Source organism: Levilactobacillus wangkuiensis, from assembly GCF_016861605.1.
Taxonomy (GTDB): domain Bacteria; phylum Bacillota; class Bacilli; order Lactobacillales; family Lactobacillaceae; genus Levilactobacillus; species Levilactobacillus wangkuiensis.
Map to the genome: position 1 here is coordinate 14018 of NZ_BOLM01000002.1, position 14734 is coordinate 28751.

At 53.6% G+C, this 14734-nt stretch carries 8 protein-coding genes; 3 read left to right on the forward strand and 5 right to left on the reverse strand.

The annotated features are described in order from the left end of the window. Nucleotides 1-167 precede the first annotated feature (167 nt). Both JUF13_RS01275 and JUF13_RS01280 read right to left on the reverse strand, forming a co-directional pair. Nucleotides 168-2774, reverse strand: coding sequence for a cation-translocating P-type ATPase (locus tag JUF13_RS01275; protein WP_203637534.1), 2607 nt, complete (start codon nt 2772-2774; stop codon nt 168-170). Nucleotides 2775-3309: 535 nt separating this feature from the next. Beyond that, entirely contained in the window at nt 3310-4746 is a 1437-nt protein-coding gene (locus JUF13_RS01280) for a C69 family dipeptidase (RefSeq protein ID WP_203637392.1), read from the reverse strand. Nucleotides 4747-5044: 298 nt separating this feature from the next. Here JUF13_RS01280 and JUF13_RS01285 point away from each other — a divergent pair, with 298 nt between their 5' ends. Continuing rightward, nucleotides 5045-6400, forward strand: a complete 1356-nt coding sequence (locus tag JUF13_RS01285; RefSeq protein ID WP_203637393.1) for an FAD-dependent oxidoreductase — start codon at nt 5045-5047, stop codon at nt 6398-6400. Between the two features lie 80 nt (nt 6401-6480). Here JUF13_RS01285 and JUF13_RS01290 read toward each other — a convergent pair whose 3' ends face one another. From JUF13_RS01290 to JUF13_RS01300, 3 genes are all read right to left on the reverse strand, one after another. Beyond that, nucleotides 6481-7602, reverse strand: a complete 1122-nt coding sequence (locus tag JUF13_RS01290; protein ID WP_203637394.1) for a zinc-ribbon domain-containing protein — start codon at nt 7600-7602, stop codon at nt 6481-6483. 176 nt (nt 7603-7778) lie between these two features. Beyond that, on the reverse strand, nt 7779-9908 hold the full coding sequence (locus JUF13_RS01295; protein WP_203637395.1) for a lectin-like domain-containing protein: 2130 nt from the start codon (nt 9906-9908) through the stop codon (nt 7779-7781). Between the two features lie 619 nt (nt 9909-10527). Continuing rightward, a complete protein-coding gene (locus JUF13_RS01300) occupies nt 10528-12105 on the reverse strand; it encodes a peptide chain release factor 3 (protein WP_203637396.1) in 1578 nt (525 codons plus the stop codon). A gap of 633 nt (nt 12106-12738) precedes the next feature. Here JUF13_RS01300 and JUF13_RS01305 point away from each other — a divergent pair. Beyond that, a complete protein-coding gene (locus JUF13_RS01305) occupies nt 12739-13272 on the forward strand; it encodes a hypothetical protein (RefSeq protein ID WP_225893608.1) in 534 nt (177 codons plus the stop codon). Between the two features lie 449 nt (nt 13273-13721). Beyond that, complete coding sequence (locus JUF13_RS01310; protein ID WP_236002656.1) at nt 13722-14558, forward strand: alpha/beta fold hydrolase; 837 nt, start codon at nt 13722-13724, stop codon at nt 14556-14558. Nucleotides 14559-14734 lie beyond the last annotated feature (176 nt).

The window sequence follows — 14734 nt, forward strand, 5'->3', positions numbered from 1 at the left end:
TAACCGATTCATACGTTGCGGCGTATGCTTGAATCTTAGCTTACTTGCCGAATGTGTCTTACCACGACCCCCACGCGCTTCCAAACGTCTCGTTTACTCCTCCAAGCAATCGTCAGTTATCGGTCGCGTGAGTGTCTTGGCTTGACCCATTCAGTTACGGTGTTGCCCTAGTCAATTTCTGCGACCCACGTGTTCGTGGAGCGTCGCTGCCAACGCTTGGCAATTTCTAACACAATCGTTGGGACAAACATCCCCGGAATCACGATAGCCCACGCCACTGCCGGTAAGCTTACCAGGCCGAACATGCTTTGTAGGCCCGGAATCGTGGCGATAGCGATGACCAAGGCTACGGCCAGGAGCATCGCCCCGTTTAACACAGGGTTACGCATGAGGCTTTGCCGTGTCAGCGGCTGCCGGTCCTTGATAGCGTAGATGTCGACCATCGAACCAACCGCGAGCACCAGGAAGACCATCGTCATCCCCATCGTGGCTTGCCCCGCGGAGAGACCGAACCGGCCAATCGCGTAGATACCTAACGTCAGGAAGGTAAACGTGACCGCCCGGATTGCCAAGCGACTGCCCAGTCCTCTAGCAAAGAGACTTTCATCGTTGGCCACCGGTGGCTGTTCCATGGCTTCCTTTTCGCCCGGTTCGCGGGAAATGTAGAACCCTGGGATACCATCGGCTAACACGTTGATCAGTAGGAGTTGTTCCGCCAAGAGCGGTGCACCCCAGCCCATCAGGACCGCGCCCACCATCAAGAAGATTTGGGCAAAGTTGACGCCCACCAGGAATTCGATGGCCTTTAAAATGTTCTGGTAGACCGTCCGACCTTCCCGGACCGCGGAGATAATCGTCGCAAAGTTGTCATCCGTCAGAACCATGTCGGCGGCCCCCTTAGAGACTTCCGTTCCGGTAATTCCCATGGCAATTCCGACATCGGCGGCCTTCAGAGCGGGAGCATCGTTGACCCCATCACCGGTCATGGCCACGGTCTTGCCGGCATTTTGCCACGCCTGCACGATTCGAATCTTATCCGTCGGCGATACCCGCGCATAAACCGCGATATCTTGAATCTGTGCGGCGAGCTCGTCGTCCGTCAGCGTCCGGAGCTCGTCCCCTGACATCACCAGTTGTCCCGGCGTCAGCAGGCCGATTTCCTTAGCGATGGCTTCAGCCGTCACCATGTGATCCCCGGTGATCATCACCGGCTTGATTCCCGCACGCTTGGCTTCCCGAATCGCCGGAATCACTTCTGGCCGTGGTGGGTCAATGATACCCACCAGCCCCGCAAACGTTAAGTCCTTGGTCAGTTCCGTCCAGTCGTGCGTTGCCGTCGCTGGCATCACCTTGTAGCCCACCGACAAGACCCGTAAGGCCTGCTGGCCAAATTGGTCGTGAACGGCCTTGGCTTGATCGAGAGCTTGTGGTTGCCACGCCACTGGTAACCGGTCGAAGGCGCCTTTCACGATGACCAATTGTTGGCCATCCGCTAACCGGTGGACCGTCGCCATCGTCTTTTTCGTGGAGTCAAAAGGATCTTCCGCCAGCCGTGGTGCTTGTTTTTCAAACTGTTGCCGGCTCTTGCCGTGGCCCTTTAGCCAACGCACAATCGCCAGTTCCGTGGGGTCACCCATTGTCTGTTCCTGACCGGCGACCTCTTGAATTTCGGCGTTGGTTGCCAGGCCCAGGTAGCGCATCATCTTTTCACCAGCCGGCGTTAACGTGTCCGCCGCCATGGCGTTCTTCGTGTTGGGCGTCCAGTAACGGGTAATCGTCATCTGATTTTGCGTCAACGTCCCCGTCTTGTCGGAGGCAATCACGTCGACGCCGCCAATCGTTTCCACCGCGTTGACCCGGCGCATGATGGCGTTGCGTTTGGCCATCCGCTTCACCCCGTGCGCCAAACTAATGGTCACGATGATCGGTAGCGTTTCTGGCACGGCCGCCACGGCCAGGGAAATGCCAATCATCAGGCTGTCAGCCAGTCCCTGATTTTGCATCCAAATGCTGAGGGCGAAGATGACCATCCCGCCCATCACCGCAAAGGTCGTCAGCCACGCGGACAGTTTGTTCAACCGACCTTGCAGTGGCGTTGCCCGCTTCTTGGTCTTGTTCAACAGACCCGCGATTTGGCCCAGTTCCGTTGCCATCCCGGTCGTCACCACCTGAACGATGGCCGTACCTGCCGTGACGGCGGTTCCGGAAAAGACCTGTTGCGCTTCCGTTGCACCATTTGGATCCACGAGCTTTTCCTTCGTGACCGGCACGCTTTCACCGGTTAAGACGGCTTCGTCAACAGCTAAATTGGTGCTCTGGAGCACGACGCCATCGGCTGGCACCTGGTCACCGGCTTTTAGCAGGACCAGGTCCCCCGGCACCACGTCCTTGGCCTGAATCGTCTGGGCGATGTCGTCGCGCCGAACAGTGGTCGTGGGCAGGCTCATGGACTGTAACGCTGCCAACGCCTTTTCCGCCGAGGCTTCCTGGTACAGCCCGATGATCACGTTGATCACCAGGATGGACCCGATCACAATCGTCTTCGTCCAACCGCCACCCTGAAAGAGCGCCATGTAACTGGCTAAGCCGACGGCAAATAATAGCACAAGTGAGGAAACGTCGCTCAGGTGACGCGCCACCTGTTGCCACAGCGCGGGTTTCTTTGCGGCGATTAATTCGTTCGCCCCGGTCGCAGCCAGTTGGTCTTGGGCCTGTTGCGCCGTTAACCCCTGCTGCGCCGTTAAGTTGATTTTCTTCATCTCTTTTCTCTTCATCATGAAATCCTCCGTTAACTAAATGAATCATTGCATCGATTACTATAAGCTTATTATGACGAAAAGTTTTGCGTAGACTTTGAGAGAAATGTGAAGATTTATAGAGTCTTGACGTTTTATACCGTAGACTTGTTTAAAACCCTATTCAGCGGCTGTTAACCGACTGATTTCAAGTTTGTGGGCAAATAAATAGAGCGTGTCTCCCCAGACGGATTGCCCAGGGAAATACGCTCTATAGATAGTCTTTTAAATCAATCTAGCTAAACTTGCGAGACAAAATCGGACCGACTGGCAGAAGCAGTGACGACACAGGTGCGCCCATGTCAGTGACCAGAGGCGGGCCAAGACGGCCAGCTGTGTCGATGGCCTTAGCTGAGGTTTCCCACTCAGCTTAGCCCATGGGACAACCTTTGAGACCGCTCCCCAGGCTCAAAGTTGAGGTGGAAGCCCGCTCTTGGGCTGGAACCGGCCCCACAGCAGGCCATCTTGAGCCCGCCGCCGGGAACGAACTGACAAATGCAAGCCCTGAACCGTCTTATAGGTTCTTGTCCATGTTGAAGGTCAGGTGCGACAGCGTCAGGCCCTTTTCAATCAAGTCATTGGTCAACTGCGTCGTGACCTTCCGCATGTCGGCAACTACCTGGTGGTTTTGGTCCGTCAGGTAGGCGGTCAAGGCATCCCCCGTGAGGTCTTTGGCACCAGCTAAGGCTGTGGCCACGTGGGTCCGTAAGTCCTGCTTAGCGGCCGTCACGTAGTCCGTATCCTGTTCGATGAACTGAACGTAGTGGGATTCTACGATCATGGACATCTTGCGGTACATCCAGTAAGCACTGACGTCATCCAAGTGGACCGGCGTCTGGCTGTACGACGGATCCGTATCGGTGGCGTTAGCAAAGAATGGGACGTAAGGACTGAAGGCTGGCACCCCGAAGTTCAACCAGAAAATGGCTGAGCGGTCGGCCGGCACATCGTTTCGTAACTGGAGCACGTGCGAATTTTGCGTCCGGTTCATGGCGATTGGCCGGAACTTCAGCTTGTCCGCGCCGTCGCCAGGGCCCAGTGGATCGTATTGGGTTTCATTATAGTGGGAACTCAAAATGTATTCCACGTCTTCCACACTGATCTTGTGGCTGGTCCGGCAGATGAATGGCAGGTCGCTGGATTGGGGATCCTGTTCGATTTCAGGATTCAACACGTGTTGGCCGAACCAGACCCGTGGCGTGTTGTAGTGCCGGTCTTTTTCGGTACTGGTCCCAAAAATGTGACGGAAGTTCCAGCCGTCTTGGTCTGGATTCAAGTGGTTGGTCGTCACAAATTCTTGGATGCCCTCGGAGAACATGAAGTTGTCTGGATCATCGAAGGTCACCTGTTGAATGGCCACTTGATTCGCGGTCACCGCATAGGCGTCATCCGGAATCCGTTGGGCAACCCAGTGATGTCCCGTGACGATTTCCATGTACCAAACTTCATCATGATCGGAGAAGAGCACGCCGTTACCTTCTGGTGAGCCGTATTCCTTGATCAGATTCCCCAGGTAGCGCACCCCGTCGCGAGCGGAGTTAATGTACGGGAGCACCATCGTTTGCAGGGAGTCTTCGGCCAGACCATTGGCCACCAGCGGATCGAAGGCTAAGGCAGCAGGATTGCCGTAAACACTTTCGGTAGCGCTCATCGCCACGTTCTTTTCGTTGAACCCACTTTCGGCGTAGACCCCTTCTTTGTCGACTTCGACGTTAGGCGTTGCCATGTAGCGGTAACCATCGCTAGGAATTGGTGCCGTGAAGCCGTTTTGGTTGGAGACCCAGGTCCGCTTAGGTTGATCATGCTCTGCGGGATGGACATAGAACCGTTGGGGCGTTAAGGGTAAAAAGGTATCGTCGTTTCTAGCAATCAGCGTGGACCCATCGACCGTGGCGGCTTTACCCACCAAAACGGAGGTGCAGGCTGAGAGATGCTTGGCTACTTTTGACATTAAATTAGTCACTCCTTCAAATAAGTCCTGTCCGTGAGTGGCCGACGCCGCGTGGTTCCCCATCCGTGTTCGCCACTGAACTTACAGGTAAATCTACGCTCTTTAGTTTACCGCTTTTCGCTAAGCAAGACTAGTTTCGGGTTCAATCCCCGTTGTCAACAAAATGGTAACACTTTCAGAAAAGTGTTGACATTCTCGATAAGTTGTCTAAAATAGAGTTGTAATCAATTGAAAAGGATTTCACATGGACGTGTTTGTGAAGGACTATTCAAAAAATCTTGTTTTGGGAGGCACCACCATGAAAGTCACAGTTGTTGGTTGTACACATGCAGGAACCTTTGCCATTAAGCAAATTTTAGCGGAACACCCCGATGCAGAAGTCACCGTTTACGAAAAGAATGATAATATCTCCTTCTTATCTTGCGGAATCGCCCTGTACCTCGGCGGCAAGGTTGCCGATCCCCAAGGCCTGTTCTACTCCAGCCCTGAGGAATTAAAGAGCTTAGGCGCGAACGTGCAAATGGGTCACAACGTTTTAGCCATCGACGCCGATCAAAAGACGGTCACGGTAGAAGATTTGGCGACCCATGCCCAGACCACTGAAAGCTATGACAAACTGGTCATGACGTCCGGTTCATGGCCCATCATTCCCAAGATTGACGGAATCGACGGCGACCATGTGAAGCTTTGCAAGAACTGGAACCACGCCCAAACCTTAATTGAAGAAGCGAAGCACGCCAAGCACATCACGGTCATCGGTGCTGGCTACATTGGTGCCGAACTGGCCGAAGCTTACTCCACCACCGGCCACGACGTTACCCTGATCGATGCCATGGACCGCGTCATGCCTAAGTACTTTGACCAAGAATTCACCGACGTGATCGAGCAGGACTACCGGGACAATCACGTACAATTAGCCTTGGGCGAAACGGTTCAAAGCTTTACGGATACCGGTGACGGCGTGACCATCAAGACCGACAAAGGGAGCTACGACACCAATTTAGCCATCCTCTGCATCGGCTTCCGGCCCAACACCGCCCTGCTCAAGGGTCAAGTTGACATGGCCCAAAACGGCGCGATTATCACGGATGATTACATGCGGTCATCCAACCCCGACATTTTTGCTGCCGGTGATAGTGCAGCGGTTCACTATAACCCAACGCATCAAAACGCCTACATTCCCCTGGCTACCAACGCGGTTCGTCAAGGTATCTTAGTTGGCAAGAACCTGGTTACCCCCACCGTTAAATACATGGGAACACAATCTTCCTCTGGCTTAGCCCTTTACGGTCGGACCATCGTTTCCACCGGGCTGACCTTAGCCGCTGCCAAGCAACAAGGCATTAATGCCGAGCAAGTCATCGTCAAGGATAACTACCGGCCAGAGTTCATGCCAACGACGGAACCCGTGCTGATGTCCCTGGTTTACGATCCAGACAGCAAGCGGATTCTCGGTGGCACTCTGATGAGCAAGTACGACGTCTCACAATCGGCGAACACCCTGTCCGTCTGCATCCAAAACGAAAACACGATTGATGACCTGGCCATGGTCGACATGCTGTTCCAACCTAACTTTGACCGGCCATTCAACTATCTGAACATCCTGGCCCAAGCCGCTCAGGCGCAGGTAGCCACCTTAGAAACCACTAAATAACCTGCATTCCCCTTTTGAAAAAAGTTGAGGAAGCAAAAAAGTTTCGCCATCCTAATCGATTGGCGAAACTTTTTTATGCTTTAAGGCTTCCGCGGCTTAAACGCAGAAATCAGGGCGAAGATGGTCAGTACGGCACACCCACCCAGAGAGACCCAGGCGCTGAGGCCAAAGCCTGCATCGCCAAACGTCCCCGAGTAGCCGCCACTGATACCATTGTAAATGTAGCCAAAGACCGTCCCAAAGATCACATCAACCACAATGGCCACGATAACGTTGATGATTCGTGTCGTCCGGCTGGGCAACACCCCCAAGATCAGCGCGACGATTGGAGCCACCGTTAAGGCCACGAGCCATCCCGTGGCACTAGAGTCCTGTCCGAAAAATTCCGAAGCCGAGCTCCCTAGCTTGAGCAAATTAGCCAGGGTTAACCCGGCTGAATAGTTAATAAACGAGGCAGACGCCTGCAGGTACGGACCCACGTAAACGGCCCCCAGAGCGGCTAAGGCGCCTAAGACCACCATGACCTCGGTCACGCCCATGCCCAGGTGACCCTTGGCAACCGGCGCGGTCGTGGCCGATTGCACCGTTGGACCAGCGGTGGGTTGTTCCGTGGCGCCCGCTGACGGTGCTTGTTGCGGCATGGCTTGCTTAATGGCCGAAGCCGTCTTGGCCTGCAGATCGCTCTGCTTGGCCTTTAGGTTTTGGTTCACGTTTGACCGGTAATCCTGATCACGGTAATATCGGTTGACCTTTCGCTCGAAGCCGGTGGCGTCGGTCCCGTAACTGCCGGCAATCAGGTAAATCAACACCAATAATAGCAAAATCGTCCACCAGGCAACGTGGGCCGCCGCAAACGTGAAGAGCAGGAACAGGAGGAACACGCCGATCCCGGTCGTCACTAAGTTATTGCGAATCCACAGCCCGACGTGCTCCAGGTTCTCCCGGTTCAAAATCAGATTCCGGTTGCCGTTGTGGTGTGCGGTTGCCGTGGGTGCCGTCCGTTGTCCCGTCGTCGAGTCGTCATGCGTCGTGCGTGACTGACTAGTAGGCGTCACGGGTGCCTGTGGTTGGGCCGACTGCTTGGGACCAACCGGTTGCGCCGCTTGCGTGAGTGACTGCCCACACTGCGGACAGAATTTGCCGTGCTCAACATTTTCCCGACCACACTTCGGGCAAAACTGTAAAGTTTGCGTATTTTCCATCTAACATCTACCCCTTTTATATGTATGAAATCATGGTGCCTTTCCAGTATAGACCACGCCTAGCTGGTTTAGCCACCTTTTATTTTCCTACCGGGATATTTTGCTAAGTTAAGGGGTTTTTGACCATAAAAATAAGCGCCACGACCGCTGTCGTCACTCTTCATGTGGGTCCTTCACTATTCGGGCACGTTATTCAATGACCAGGTGACCGTCGCGCTGTACTTGCCTTGCAGGGCCGCCGAGTTCACTTCGAGCAGTAACCCGTTGTCCTCGTCCCAGTCATCAACCACGTTCGTCAGGTCATCGTTGCCGGTCGCTTCCCCCTGGCTCACCGCAATCGGCGTGTCACTGATAGGCGTGCGGTCATCCCCATCGTAGTAGCTCAGGGTGCCCGCCAGCTTCTGACCGTCTGCTCGCGTGAAGTCCGTGCTAGTCACCTGTAAGGCCCACTTGGCACCGGCTTCCCGCGTATCTAAAATTTCGACCTGCCAGTCCAGGGTCCGTTTGACCTTCTGCTGGGTCCCGGTCAGCGTCGTGTTCTCAAACGAACTCTTCTCAGCAACCGTGTTAAAGACCAGCTGCCGGTTGACGGTGATCGTATAGGTCACGGCGTTGGACACGTTGCCATAGGGGTCCTCGACCGTGGTCACCAGTGTGTTCTTGCCGCTCTGCAGGTCCGCGGCCGCCACGGTCACATCAAACCGACCGCTGGACGGGTCCGTGCCGTCCGGAATTTTAAAGTCGGCGCGCGCTTGGCCGTTGAGCGTCGAATGAATCGTCATGTCCCGGTTGGCCAAGTCGACGCCCTCCGGTACCACCACGAGTCCCTTCATGGTCGCATCTTCACCGGGATCCACTTGACCGCTACTGCCGGACAAAGAGGCTGCCATCAGTTCCAGCGTCGGGTTCAGCATAAAGACCGGGGTCTCCGCTGTGACCACCCCGTTGACGGCACTGAAGCCACTCGCTGCAGCGTCCACGGTGACCGGTGCCGTTAAATTGGCCGCCTTCCCCGTCAAGGTCACGTGGGCCGTTTGATTGCTGGCCGACAGGGCCTGAGTCAATTTGACTGTTAACTGGTTTTCCGTTAATTGGCTAACATCCACCACCGTTGACGTGCCATCGGCGTAAGTGACCTTCCCGGCCGTCACGTCCAGGTATTCGGGCACCTGTAAATGGGCCTGCACGTCTTGCCAGGACTGCTTACCCGTCAGGTAGTCCAGTTGGTAATCCAACTTAAAACTATCCTGCCCCTTCATCACGTCGCCGTCACCAATTTCTTTGCCGGTGGTCATGTCCGTCAGGGTCGCCGTTGCCTGCGCATCGACCAGTCCGGGCACCTCTTCCATCACGACGAGGTTGTTTTCGTAACTATCCCCCGTCGCTCCGGTAAAACCCCACCGCACCTGGCCCGTTCCCTTGGGGTCGATTTCAGTCAGGTCGAGCTTGGCCGACTCGCTGACGCCACTTTGGCCCTTTCCGGTGACCGGGTCTTTGTCATTAAAGGTGTAGGTCATCTGCTGCGACTTGGCCTGCCAGTCCAACGTCAAATGGTGCCACGAGCCGTTGGACAGTAGCGTGTAATCCCCCTTCAACACGCCGGCGTGGTCTTGGGTCGCATAGTAGCCGACGCTGTAGATGGGCAGCAACGTGGACGTCCGCACCATTTGGTAGCTGTCCACGGCCGCCGGATAGTTGTTGGCAATGTGGGGACCAGCAATCCCGACGTCAAAGGAATCCGCATCCCCGGTGTTGCCGTAATTGGTGGACGTGTTTAAATGCGTGTCGAACTCCAGCGCCCAACTATTTTGAATCGCCGTCGCTGCGAGCTTGTCCGGCGTGGTCTGCTTCTTATCGGTATCCACGCCCCACACACCCAGCGTTTCGCCGGAGATATTCTTCCCAAACGTTGGCGTGGCCGCTAAGCCCTTGTCATCGTTCTGGAGTACAAAGGCCATCCCATCGGCGGCCTTCTTGCCGGTGTTCCCAAAGTACAGCCACATGGACGCGGATTGATTGCGCGTCAAATCAAAGACGTTGTCCGTCGTGGACCAGAGCGCGCCAAATTGCTTCTTGCCGTTATTGATCTTCGCCGCCTGCGTCCCCGTCACAGTCGGATTCGTTGCGGTCACCACGGATGCCTGATTATTACTCGTCGTCCCCGGTGTAAAAATGTTATCAAGCGAAATTCCCTGCGGTGCCGTCTTCAAAGCCTGGTCATAATCCGCATCGGCACAACCGGTAACCCCACCCACGCCGAGCAAACTCAGCCCTAAGAAAAACCCAAACCAACTTCTGAACTTCATCGCAATCGCTCCTCTCCATCCCCCAAAACGATTATGGGGCACCATCAATTTTCAAGATTATTATTTCGTTTATAGTGTAACAGAACTGAATTTATGACGGGGCTTTCACGCAAAATCCGAAGGGAAGCCTTCGAAAAATGACGGGATAGTGACGAAAGTGTTGATTTACTGGGAATTGTAGCGGATTTAGACTAGACCAATTGGGCGAGTCACTGGCGGTGAACTGACCGTTAAAAAGTACAAAAAAATCCCCACCACTTCAAATGAAGAAATGGCAGAGATTCGCTAGTATTTAGAGTTAATTAACACAAGTCACCGTTTGACCACTACCGAACGGGCTAAACCCGTGTCAGCCGCAAGGCTGGGAAAACTGGGCCAGTCGTGGGAGTGACCAGAGGCGAGCCAAGGTGCCCGGCCGTGTCGGTGGTCTTGGCTGGGGTATTTTCCCAGCCTAGCCCACGGGGCAACCTTTGAGACCGCTCTTTGGCTCAAAGTTGAGGTGGAAGCCCGCTTCTCAGGCTGGAACCGACCCCACAGCAGGGCGCCTTGAGCTCGACGTCGGGAACGGACGCGACCAGGCCCAGTTTTCACCAGCCCGGAGGCGCTGACAACGACCAGTTTAGAGCTTAGAGGTCAGTTCGACGTCAGGGTACTTGTCCTTAAACCAACGTTCAGCGAAGTGGTTTTCAAACAAGAACAGTGGCTCGCCATGATTGTCCTTGACCAGCAGGTTTCGGGATGAAGACATCCGTTCGTCCAATTGGTCAGGGTTGATCCAGCGCGCAGTCTTCTTGCCCATCGGTTCCATGATAACTTCAGAATTATATTCATTTTGCATCCGGAATTGGAAGACTTCAAACTGCAGTTGCCCCACGGCACCCAGGATGTAATCCCCGGTAGAGTAAGACGTGTACAGTTGAACGGCCCCTTCTTGAACCAGTTGGTTGATTCCCTTGTGGAAGGACTTTTGCTTCATCACGTTCTTCGCAGATACACGGACGAACAATTCCGGCGTAAATTGTGGCAGCTTTTCAAATTTAATCTTGTTCTTCCCGGTGTAAATGGCATCACCGATTTGGAAGTTCCCAGTATCGTACAGCCCGATAATGTCCCCAGCCACGGCCGTTTCCACGTTCTCACGCGTATCAGCCATGAACTCGGTCACGTTGGACAGCCGTAATTTTTTCCCGGTCCGTTCCTGAATGACGTCCATGCCCCGGTCAAATTCACCCGAGCAGATTCGCACGAAGGCAATCCGGTCCCGGTGATGCGGGTTCATGTTGGCTTGAATTTTAAAGACAAAGCCAGAGAATTCAGGGTCGGTCGGCGCCACGTCGATATCCTGTTCGGTATGGTGACTGGCAGGCTTCGGCGCGTACTCCAGGTACGTTTCCAGGAACGTTTTAACCCCAAAGTCGGCTAGGGCAGACCCAAAGAACACGGGCGTTTGGTCCCCACTGGCGATTTTGGCTTCGTCAAATTGGTTCCCGGCTTCGCCAATCAGCTCCATGTTATCACGAGCATCCTGGTACCAGCCGTCTTCTTCCAAGTCGTTGTGTTCGGCCAACTCACCATTGGCCTGCAGCGGCAGGTATTGGTGCGCTTCGTCATCGGGCCGGAACAGGGCAACGCGGTTGTGATACCGGTCGTATAACCCCTTGAGTTCCTTCCCCATCCCGATTGGCCAGTTCATCGGGTAGCCTTCGATGCCCAAGACATCTTCCAGTTCGGCGATGAGGTCCATTGGATCCCGACCATCCCGGTCAAGCTTGTTCATAAAGGTAAAAATCGGAATACCTCGCATCTTACAAATTTGGAACAGCTTCTTGGTTTGGGGTTCGATCCCTTTGGCAGAGTCGATCACCATGACGGCAGAGTCGACGGCCATCAGGGTCCGGTAGGTATCTTCAGAGAAGTCCTCATGCCCAGGAGTATCCAAAATGTTGATCCGCTTGCCTTGGTAATCAAATTGCATGACGGAACTCGTTACGGAGATCCCCCGCTTTTGTTCAATTTCCATCCAGTCGGACTTAGCAAAGTTGCCACTCTTCCGGGCCTTAACGGTACCGGCCTCACGCACGACGCCCCCAAACAGCAGTAACTGTTCAGTAATCGTCGTCTTCCCGGCATCGGGGTGAGAGATGATGGCAAACGTCCGGCGCTTATCAACCGCTGACGCTAAAGTTTTTTCACTCATTAGTTTTCCTCACAAAAGTTATTTTATATTTTAAGTTATCGTTTTTAAATTAAACGTCACAGCTAGTAATTTTAACACATTTAGGCCGACAATTCACGGTTTGTTAGTCGGCTGCGCGAAACCACAGCGCTACCTGCCGCTCCCGGCGGTGGGCTCAAGATGCCCTGCTGTGGGGAACGGCTCCAGCCTGGGAAGCGGTCTTCCACCTCGCCTTTGAGCCCCAAGACCGGTCTCAAAGGTCGTCCCATGCTCTAGGCTGAGAAAGTCCCTCAGCCAAGACCATCGACACAGCTGGCCATCTTGGCCCACCTCTGGTCACTCAGACTAATTCATAATATCCCTTTTTTCCTACTTAAGGCTAAAGCCTAGTCGATGATTCCAACCAACATCCCCAACTACCAATACAAACAACTCACTTAATCACTCACTATCAGGAACACCTACCGCAACACCCATGCCCGATGATTTGTCGTCTAAAATAATCACGCTTTAACTTAACTCCCCCTTAGCGTGTGGTATCATAGAAGATATGCCATTAATGTTTTAACGGACGACTTGTTTAATCGTCCTTAACTAATTTTAGAACGAACTTATTTAGAAATGGGTGAAACTATGTCGGCGTCTACTGAAGCCATGCTTATTAAAATTGTCTTTGCCGTGGGGGCCCTGGTGGTTCTGGGTGGTTTGGTCGGCTTATTAGTCGCGCGAAACAAACACCAACCGCTGCGGCCGACCATGTCCGTCATCCTCTGTGGGGCCGGACTAGCCGTGATTGCCCTGCTCTTAAACAATCTGTTGTTTTTGAGCTACGACCACGTGCAATTAAAGAAAAATCAATATTACGAGGTCACCAGCCTGACCGCCAACATGAAACAGTCGTTGGCCAGCAGTCGGACGGCCAATCAGCCGGTCAGTCCGCAATCCAAGAAGGCCAGCAAGAACGTGACCTACCTGGTTAAAAATTTAAAACAACCCCAATCTGCACAAAAAGCGGCCCAAAGTGCCCAACAACAATTGGTTCACACGAAGCGGCCCGATTTAAAGTTGGTTCACCGCCAGTACCGGATCATCTTGCAGCACTACTTTGATGGCACGGGCATCACGGCGGAACAGGCCAATCGCCTAACCGCCCACGCCTACCGTCAAGCCACCAGCTACGACAAATAAGGCGATAACAGCGCCTACCGGGTGGTCAAAAATAGACCGGAACGCGGTGGGCAGGACGCCCAGAGCCAAAGAGCGGTCTCTGCGCTCGCTTTGAACCTCTGAGAATCGAGTTTCAAAGTCGCCATTTTAGTAGCGAACCGCTACTAAAATCCCACGGCTGAGTCTATTTTTGACCACCCTCTCGGCTCCTATCGTCTTACCCCGTACCCGTATAGCTCTTTGTACTCACTCATTCTAATCCACATGACACATATCCCAATTTCCCAATATGATTTTTGCGTATAATTCTAAGCTGAATGCCCTCACCTGACATGGTGACCGCATCCAGTTTTTTTAATTCACACAATTTCAAAAGTAACAATTGTTGATTTTTGTTACCGCATGCGGTACACTCACCTTAATCACCAATCGAAAATCTGTTACTAAACCAAACGGGGGACCTGCTCATTATGACTGCATACATTGACACACCAACGAAAACACTCGTCACACCGGAAAATAAAACCTTTGCGTACCGTGAAATTGGCACGCCCGCTACCGTCCCGGTCATCGGTCTGATTCACCTGTCAGGTAATCTCGACAACTGGGATCCGACTGTCGTGGACGGCCTGGCCCAGGAACATCAACTGATTCTCCCCGACTATCAAGGCGTTGGCGGTTCCGGCGGTAAAGCTGCCCTGACCATCCAAGGCATGGCCCAGGAGATTCGCGAATTTATCCACGCTCTGGGCCTCAAGCAAGTCGACCTATTTGGCTTTTCAATGGGTGGTTTCGTAGCCCAAGAAGTCATCAACCAGGAACCGACCCTGATTCGGCGGGCCCTGTTAACGGGAACGGGTCCCCGTGGTGGGCAAGGTATTGGCGATGTGACCAAGATTTCTGACCGCTCTTTAGCCAAGGCCATTTTCACCTTCAAGGATGTGAAAACCTGCCTCTTCTTCACCCGGACGGCCAACGGCAAGCAACAAGCTGCCAAATTTCTAAAGCGGATCAAGGCTCGCCAAACCGGCCGCGACCGTTCAATCGGCTGGAGCGCCTACCGAACCCAACTAAAGGCCATCAACAAATGGAGTACAGAGTCAGCCATTGATTTCTCCCAGCTGGACTTGCCAGTGCTGGTTGCGAACGGTGATCACGATGCCATGGTGCCCACTAAGCCCAACAGCTACAACCTAGCTAAGGCCTTCAAAAATAGCGAACTCGTCATCTACCCAGACGCAGGCCACGCCGGTGTCTTCCAATTCAACGAAGAATTTGTCAAAAAGGCCAACGACTTTCTACGTTAATCAATTGCTTAGCTAGCAAATCAATTAAAAAACTTCAACCAAACAAAAAAGCTGAATGCCCTCAACCATAATTGGTGAGTGCATTCAGCTTTATTTGTTTCATTTTTAAAATTCACAGCCGGTTAACCCGACCACTTAGTCATGACCACAAGAAGCCAGTCAAAACTAGTCACCAT

Coding starts and splice junctions, on each gene's coding strand:
- JUF13_RS01280 (WP_203637392.1), bottom strand. CDS start 4,746: ATGTCAAAAGTAGCCAAGCATCTCTCAGCCTGCACCTCCGTTTTGGTG.
- JUF13_RS01285 (WP_203637393.1), top strand. CDS start 5,045: ATGAAAGTCACAGTTGTTGGTTGTACACATGCAGGAACCTTTGCCATT.
- JUF13_RS01305 (WP_225893608.1), top strand. CDS start 12,739: ATGCTTATTAAAATTGTCTTTGCCGTGGGGGCCCTGGTGGTTCTGGGT.
- JUF13_RS01290 (WP_203637394.1), bottom strand. CDS start 7,602: ATGGAAAATACGCAAACTTTACAGTTTTGCCCGAAGTGTGGTCGGGAA.
- JUF13_RS01310 (WP_236002656.1), top strand. CDS start 13,722: ATGACTGCATACATTGACACACCAACGAAAACACTCGTCACACCGGAA.
- JUF13_RS01300 (WP_203637396.1), bottom strand. CDS start 12,105: ATGAGTGAAAAAACTTTAGCGTCAGCGGTTGATAAGCGCCGGACGTTT.
- JUF13_RS01275 (WP_203637534.1), bottom strand. CDS start 2,774: ATGAAGAGAAAAGAGATGAAGAAAATCAACTTAACGGCGCAGCAGGGG.
- JUF13_RS01295 (WP_203637395.1), bottom strand. CDS start 9,908: ATGAAGTTCAGAAGTTGGTTTGGGTTTTTCTTAGGGCTGAGTTTGCTC.